Raw genomic sequence first — 8,219 nt, 5'->3', positions numbered from 1 at the left:
CCTAAAGCCTTACTTTAGGCTTGTGAGCACGACCGGGTACAGCCAATTCATAAAGTCTGAAGCCAAACGCCTGGGCTTCTTGTCTTGCGGGATTTCCAAAGCCGGATTTCTCGAGGATGAAGCTCCGCGACTGGAAGCCTGGCTTAAAAATTCCATGCACGGGGAGATGGGCTACATGGAAAACCATTTCGACAAACGCCTGGATCCGGGACTCCTTGTTCCGGGAGCAAAATCAGTAGTATCCCTGCTGTACAATTATTTTCCATCCAGGACACAGCGGGAGGACACCTACAAGATTTCCAAATATGCCTATGGGGAGGATTATCACTTTGTAATTAAACGCAAATTGCGCGAACTCCTTTCCGGGATACAGGATGAGGTAGGAGCTGTCCATGGAAGGGTCTTTGTAGATTCTGCCCCGGTTTTGGACAAAGCCTGGGCGGCTCGAAGCGGTCTGGGCTGGATAGGTAAAAATTCTAATTTACTCACCAAAGAGGTGGGCTCTTACTACTTTATTGCAGAGCTGATCCTCGATCTGGAACTGGATTATGACGGCCCGGTTACTGATCATTGCGGAACGTGTACAGCCTGTATCGATGCCTGCCCCACGCAGGCTATTGTCAAGCCTTATGTGGTGGATGGCAGCCGTTGTATATCCTATTTCACCATAGAACTGAAAAATGAACTCCCCTCGGGTTTGGGGCTGGATCTGGACGACTGGATTTTTGGTTGTGACATTTGCCAGGATGTATGTCCGTGGAACCGATTTGCCACACCGCATGAGGAACCCGCCTTTGAACCAAAAGAGGAACTTCTCACGAACAACAGGCGGGATTGGGAGGAACTGACTGAAGAAGTATTCAAGCGGGTTTTTGATCAATCCGCTGTGGAGCGTACAAAGTTCACAGGGCTGAAACGCAATATCGCATACGTAAAGGATTCCGGAAACCCGGAGGTGGATACCGATACGGGATAGCGTATTGTCCGTAAATCTTCTGGAGTTCCCGGGGGCGGATTTTCGCAAGAGGGATAAAGTCGTTATCTTGACATCGTCGGGATGAGGCCAAAGGTGTTTCCTTCCGGTTAACTGACTAAACAAAACTAACTAAATCTTAATTTATGGGCGGATTAGGAACGCTGGACATTGTAGTCATTGTAGTATATCTGGTAGGGATTATTATCTATGGGATATCGAAGTCTAAAAGGAGTAGTTCGGAGGATTATTTTTTGGGTGGCAGGACAATGACCTGGCCTATTGTGGGTATTGCCCTTTTCTCTGCCAATATATCGAGTTCGACGCTCGTGGGGTTGGCTTCAGACGGGTTTCAGACCAACGTGAATGTCTATAACTACGAGTGGTATGCCGTAGTGATCCTTATCTTTTTCTCCATTTTTTTCCTACCCTTCTATTTGAAATCCGGAGTCTATACCATGCCGGAGTTCCTTCAGAAGCGTTATGATAAACGATCGAGATATTACTTTTCCCTGATTACCATTATCGGGAATGTCATGGTAGATACTGCGGCCGGGCTTTACGTTGGAAGTATTGTCCTTAAATTGCTTTTTCCGGAAACCAGTTCGACCCTTATTATTATCATCCTGGCCATTGCCGCAGCAGCCTATACGATCCCCGGCGGTTTGAACTCGGTAATACAGACCGAGGTCATACAGGCGATCCTTTTGATTATCGGTTCTTGCCTGCTTACCTATTTTGCTTTTGAGGAACTCGGTGGCGGATGGCAGGCTATGATGGAAGGCCTCGATGGTATGCTCGCGGCGGGGGAAGTGAATTTTGGAGACAGGGTCGCTGAGGGGAAATACGTGCCCCAGACAGCTGACGATGTATTTAGCCTGGTACGTCCCAATAATGATGAGTTCATGCCCTGGTGGGGTCTGATTTCAGGAGTAGCCCTGCTTGGGTTTTATTTCTGGGCGAACAACCAGTTTATGGTACAACGGGTTTTGGGGGCCAAGGATCTGAACCACGGGCGGTGGGGAGCGCTTTTTGCAGGATTTCTCAAGCTCCCCGTAATTTTTATTATGGTTGTTCCCGGGGTTTTGGCGCTTTTGCTTTTTAACAACCTGGATATTTCCGGACTGAATTATCCCCTGGCCACTGGAGGTATGTGCAATAACCTGGCAGACTGCCCGAACCTAACCTATCCGGTACTGTTGTTTCAGTTACTCCCCACCGGAGTACTTGGGCTCGTGGTAGCCGGCCTGCTGGCAGCAATGATGTCTTCGGTTTCCGCCACTTTTAATTCGGCTTCTACGCTGATAACTATGGATTTTATCCGGGAATTCAAACCCGAACTCACCAGTAAACAATTGGTGCGGTCCGGGCAGATTGCCACCCTTGTTCTCGTTATCCTGGCTTCGGCATGGGTGCCGTTTATCGAAAGGGTGAGTGATTCGCTCTGGGGATACCTTCAGCTTGTTATTGCCTTTACCAGCCCACCTGTGGTCTCTGCCTTTATCCTCGGATTATTCTGGAAGCGGGCGAACGCCAATGGCGCGTTTTGGAGTCTGATTGTGGGAGGTGTTTTTGCGCTTTTTATGATTCTGTCGATATCCTTTGATATTTGGCCATATCTCAACGATTTCCATTTTCTCGCCAAAGCCAATATTCTTTTCCTTATAAGTGTGATAATCCATGTCGTTGTGAGTCTGTCCACCGGTAAACCGGAGGCAGAAAAAGTGGCGGAGTATACCTATAAAAAAGAGTTGTTTACCTCTGAAACTGAAGAATTAAAGGCCCTGCCCTGGTATCAGAATTACCGCTATCTCGCCGTAATACTATTGCTCCTGACCACTATAATCGTGGTTTGGTTCTGGTAGGGGATATACATGTGGCTGACACCCTTTATGCCTCGGGGCGGTATCTGGAAAGTCATTGGGAATACACCCGGTTGATCCGTCAGTATACGGAAACCTATCCCGGGGAAATGGATTCCATCCGCAGGCGCCTCGCGCAGATAGAAAAGAGCCGGGAATATAAGGGACAGCAGACCTGGTTTGAAAAGATCCGGGTCGCCGAAACGCGGCTGCGAAACCTGTATTCCGAACGCTTCCGTTCCGAACTGCAGGAGAGTCCCCCTTCGATGGATCAAAAATGGTGGCTGCGGCAAATACGATCCCTTGATAAAAAATACGGGGATGTAGCAGTAGGGGGTACGGACTTGCTGTGGCGTATTAAAAATCAACTTTTTGCCATGCCCATTGAGGCCTCTGAGTCCTTCCGGTGAAAAGGCGAGATCGAGGATTCCCTGTATTGCAATGAACTCCTGACCCTGCTCTTTCCCGGGAACAGTCGTCTTTGGATCCGACGGGCCGAGGACCTGGCCCGTCTTGAGAGGGCAGACGAAATGATTGCTGTGCTCAACAAGGCCAGAGAAACCGGGTATTCCGATGGTGAAACTATTACAAAAAATCCGTGGTTTGCCCCCTATTTGTCCCGTTCAGACTTCCCCTTCAGGTAATTTAGAACAATAATCCCATTACTTTTGTATTTCAAATCCACTGGAATGAGCAAAGAAACCAAAAGGCGTCAAGCACTGATTTACCATGCGAAACCCCAACCGGGCAAAATAGCGGTTGTTCCTACCAAACCCTATAGTACCCAAAGGGATCTGGCCCTGGCGTATTCTCCCGGAGTGGCCGAGCCCTGTAAGGAAATCCACAAAGATGTCAACCAGGTGTATAAATACACGGCCAAGGGGAATATTGTCGCTGTGATTTCCAATGGCACGGCTGTCCTGGGACTTGGCGATATTGGTCCGGAGGCTTCAAAACCGGTGATGGAAGGAAAGTGTTTGTTGTTTAAGATTTTTGCAGATATAGACGGAATCGACATTGAACTGGATACGCGGGATGTGGATACGTTTGTGGAAACCGTCAAGACAATGGCTCCTACCTTTGGGGGAATAAACCTGGAGGATATCAAGGCACCGGAAGCCTTTGAAATAGAGCGGCGCCTGAAGGAGGAACTCGATATCCCGGTCATGCACGACGACCAGCACGGGACTGCAATTATTTCTGCAGCCGCTTTGTTGAATGCGCTGGAGCTGGCGGGGAAGGATATTGGCGAGGTTCGAATCGTCATTAGCGGTGCGGGTGCGGCCGCCGTTTCGTGTACCCGACTTTATAAGGCTTTCGGGGCAAATCCGGGGAATATACTAATGCTTGACAGCAAGGGGGTGATTCGCAAAGACCGCGACAATCTCACCCCTGAAAAGTTGGAATTCGCAACGGATTTGAAAATGGATACCCTCGAGGAGGCGCTCGTTGGGGCAGACGTTTTTATAGGGCTTTCCGTAGCCGATATCATGACGGCAGAAATGCTGTTGTCCATGTCTGAAAACCCCATTGTTTTCGCCATGGCCAATCCGGATCCTGAAATCAATTACACCCTGGCGGTGGAAACCCGGGAGGATGTCATAATGGCCACGGGTCGATCGGACCATCCGAATCAGGTGAACAATGTGCTCGGTTTCCCATTTATTTTCAGGGGGGCCCTGGACGTACGTGCCACCAAAATCAACGAGGCCATGAAAATGGCGGCGGTTAAAGCCCTGGCAAACCTCGCCAAGGAGCCTGTCCCGGAACAGGTAAATATTGTCTACGGGGAAACCCGACTGGCCTTTGGGCGTGACTATATCATCCCGAAACCCTTCGATCCGAGATTGATATCGGAAATACCTCCGGCAGTGGCAAAAGCTGCCATGGAAAGTGGAGTTGCCCGGGAACCGATAACCGATTGGGACCGCTACGGGAGCGAACTGCTGGTCCGTTCCGGAGATGAAAAGAAGGTCATGCGAATGTTGATGAACCGGGCCAAAGGAAAGCCAAAACAGATCGTCTTTGCCGAGGCCGACCAACTCGACGTACTAAAAACAGCCCAGATTGTTTACGAAGAGGGTATTGCCCACCCCATCCTTCTCGGGAACCGCATCCTAATCGAAAGCCTGATGCGCGAACTCGAATTTGATGCAGAGATTCCTATTATCGATCTGTACGCCCCGAATTCCCTTGAAAAGCGCCAGCACTATGCGGAGCGATACTGGCAGGGACGCAGCCGAAAGGGTACGACACTCTATGGGGCTAATATAAAAATGCGTCAGCGGAATTACTTTGGAGCGATGATGGTTTTGGAGGGGGATGCGGATGGTATGATCTCGGGATACACCCGCGCCTATCCCACGGTTATCAAACCTATTTTTGAGGTTATCGGGCGGTCAACGGACGTAGCCCGGGCCGCGACGGTGCACATTATGATTACCCCGAAAGGCCCATATTTTTTAGCGGACACCTCTATTATTATTGATCCAACGGCTGAGGAACTTGCTGAGATTGCGCGGATGACAGCCAATCTTGCCGTGGCTTTTGGTTTTGATCCGGTACTGGCCTTGTTGTCCTATACAAATTTTGGTTCATCGGATCATCCCAACGCCCGAAAAGTTGGAAAAGCCGTTGAGATTCTACATGAGCAATACCCGGAACTCCAGGTCGATGGGGAGATCCAGGCAGATTTTGCCCTGAATCGCGAAATGAACCAAAATAAATTTCCTTTTTCCCGCCTGGTAGGCGGAAAAGTCAACACCCTTATTTTTCCCAACCTGGAATCCGCCAATATTACCTATAAACTGCTCAAGGAGCTTTATGGAGCCGATACCATAGGGCCGATCATGTTGGGGCTACGAAAGGCGGTCCACGTGATACCGATGGGCGCTTCTGTGGAAGAAATGGTCAATATGACGGCGGTTGCCGTTATCGATGTCCAGGAACGCGAAAAGCGAAAACAAGCCCGCAAAAGCTAGTCTTAAAAGAGATCCCCAACAAGAAGTATCCATTAATCCATACCTACTATGATTCATCACCTGACCGGAAAACTGATTGAAAAACACCCTACGCACGTCGTTATCGAGTGCGCAGGGGTGGGCTATTTTGTAAATATTTCACTCAATACTTTTGAAGCCCTCCAGGATGAGGAACACCTGCGAATACTCACCTATCTGCAGGTCCGGGAGGACGCCCACATTCTCTTTGGCTTCTACAGTCCCGCGGAGCGGGAAATATTCAAGTTGCTCATCTCCGTTTCCGGAATCGGGACGAGCACGGCCCGAACCATGCTTTCCTCAATGACCCCCGCTCAGATCAGGGATGCGATTGCCGGGGAGAATGTACCTGCAATACAGGCGGTAAAAGGCATTGGGGCCAAAACGGCCCAACGTGTTATTCTCGATTTAAGAGATAAGATTCTGAAAGTTTACGACCTCGATGAAGTTTCCCCTGAATCAGGCAATACAAATAAGGAAGAAGCGTTATCTGCATTAGAGGTTCTTGGTTTTGCCCGTAAGGGGGCGGAAAAGACCGTAGATGCGGTTTTACGCCAGGATCCTGCACTAAGCGTAGAGGGTATTATCAAAAGTGCGCTTAAAAATTTGTAAATCGTTTGAAAACAGGGGCATCTAATTTTTTCAGATCCTTTTGCAAACCGTTTTTCTTCCTGATTTTTCTGCTTCTCACCTTCGTAGGGACGGTAAGGGGACAGGAGATCGAACCAACTGAGGCAGATTCCGTTAAAACCGGTGTCGCGCTGGGGAGGTTGCGTATGGAGAATCCGGAAAGCATTATTTCCAAGTATACCTATGACCCAAATCTGGATCGGTATATTTACACGGAAAGCGTGGGGGAATACGACATATCCTACCCTGTCATTCTCACCCCTGAACAGTATCTGGAACTCATCCGTCAGGAGGATATCAAATCCTATTTCAAGCAAAAGATGGATGCCTTTTCGGGGAAAAAGGAGGGCAGCGAAGAAGCCCGAAAAAACCTCCTTCCCAATTTCTACGTGAACAGCAGCTTTTTTGAAACGATTTTCGGTGGAAATTCCATAGAGGTAATTCCACAGGGGTCCGTGGCAATGGACCTCGGGGTGATCTGGCAGAAAAACGACAATCCCGCCCTATCGCCCAGGAACCGCACAAATCTCGCCTTTGATTTTGACCAGCGTATTAGTCTGAGTATGCTGGGAAAGATTGGTGAGAGACTGCAGGTTTCCGCCCAATACGATACCGAGGCCACTTTCGATTTCCAGAATTTGATCAAGCTGGATTACACGCCCACTGAGGATGACATCATCCAGAAAATTGAGGTGGGAAATGTCAATATGCCCCTGAACAGTTCCCTGGTTACAGGGGCCCAAAGTCTTTTTGGAGTAAAAACCCAACTTCAGTTCGGCCGTACTACGGTGACGGCAGTATTTTCCGAGCAGCGGTCACAGAACAATACGGTAGTGGCCCAGGGTGGTGGGACGCTTAATGAATACGAACTTACAGCCCTGGATTACGATGAAGACCGCCACTTCTTTCTCGCCCAGTATTTCAGGGACCGGTACGATGATGCCCTCGAGGACTATCCATTTATTCGAAGTCAGGTCCAGATCACACGGCTTGAGGTCTGGGTGACCAACCGGAGTCAAATAACCCAGAATGTCCGGAATCTTGTAGCGATTCAGGATTTAGGGGAAACCGTTCCGGATAATACCCGGATCGGCCGTCTTGGAGGGGATCCCCCCGGATTTTTTAATCCAAACGCAGCGAACCCGGATTTACCGAGAAATGGCGCCAATGACTACGACCCTGCCCTCATTGATAATGGCGGTGTCCTTACCGGGGATATCCGTGACATCGCTACGGTCGATGACGCTTTCCAGATACCCGGGGGCTATCCGGCCAATCAGGGCTTTGACTATGCTATTCTGGAGAATGCACGTAAGCTGGAACCGATTCGCGATTACACCTTTGACACCCAGTTGGGGTATATTTCCCTGAATCAGAGACTGAGCAACGATGAGGTTTTAGGTGTTGCTTTTCAATACACCGTTAACGGGGAGGTTTTTCAGGTGGGAGAATTTGCCAATGGTGGGATAGATGCCACCACCGTGGATCCGGGGGTAGAGTTACAGGTCAACAATAACACCCTGGTGGTGAAGTTGCTCAAAAGTAATATTACCAATGTATCGGATCCGATATGGGACCTGATGATGAAAAATATCTATGCGACCGGGGCTTTTCAGCTGGCCCAGGACGACTTTAAACTAAATATCCTTTATAACGATCCCACCCCTCGAAATTATATTACACCGGTGGACCCTGATGCAGGCTGGCCAAATACACCTAGGCCCCTGGAAGAGCGGATTCTACTGGATGTGTTCA

The 8,219-nt window shown here is 49.3% G+C and carries 6 protein-coding genes; all 6 read left to right on the top strand.

From position 1 onward, the window contains the following. Positions 1-22 precede the first annotated feature (22 nt). A complete protein-coding gene (gene queG, locus WBV75_RS06400; RefSeq protein WP_424119810.1) occupies positions 23-976 on the top strand; it encodes a tRNA epoxyqueuosine(34) reductase QueG in 954 nt (317 codons plus the stop codon). A gap of 143 nt (positions 977-1,119) precedes the next feature. Then, entirely contained in the window at positions 1,120-2,838 is a 1,719-nt protein-coding gene (locus tag WBV75_RS06395; RefSeq protein ID WP_424119809.1) for a sodium:solute symporter, read from the top strand. A gap of 11 nt (positions 2,839-2,849) precedes the next feature. Continuing rightward, positions 2,850-3,245, top strand: coding sequence for a hypothetical protein (locus WBV75_RS06390; RefSeq protein WP_424119808.1), 396 nt, complete (start codon positions 2,850-2,852; stop codon positions 3,243-3,245). A 279-nt stretch (positions 3,246-3,524) separates the two neighbouring features. Beyond that, a complete protein-coding gene (locus WBV75_RS06385) occupies positions 3,525-5,816 on the top strand; it encodes an NADP-dependent malic enzyme (RefSeq protein WP_424119807.1) in 2,292 nt (763 codons plus the stop codon). Positions 5,817-5,864: 48 nt separating this feature from the next. After that, positions 5,865-6,446 carry a Holliday junction branch migration protein RuvA gene (gene ruvA / locus WBV75_RS06380; RefSeq protein ID WP_424119806.1) on the top strand — a complete coding sequence of 194 codons (582 nt, stop codon included), beginning with the start codon at positions 5,865-5,867 and terminating at the stop codon, positions 6,444-6,446. A gap of 5 nt (positions 6,447-6,451) precedes the next feature. Further along, on the top strand, positions 6,452-8,219 hold a 1,768-nt coding region (sprA, locus tag WBV75_RS06375), incomplete at its 3' end, for a cell surface protein SprA (RefSeq protein WP_424119805.1).

The organism is Robiginitalea sp. (genome assembly GCF_049588695.1).
Classification (GTDB): domain Bacteria; phylum Bacteroidota; class Bacteroidia; order Flavobacteriales; family Flavobacteriaceae; genus Robiginitalea.
This window is presented reverse-complemented; position numbering and strand designations above follow the sequence as displayed.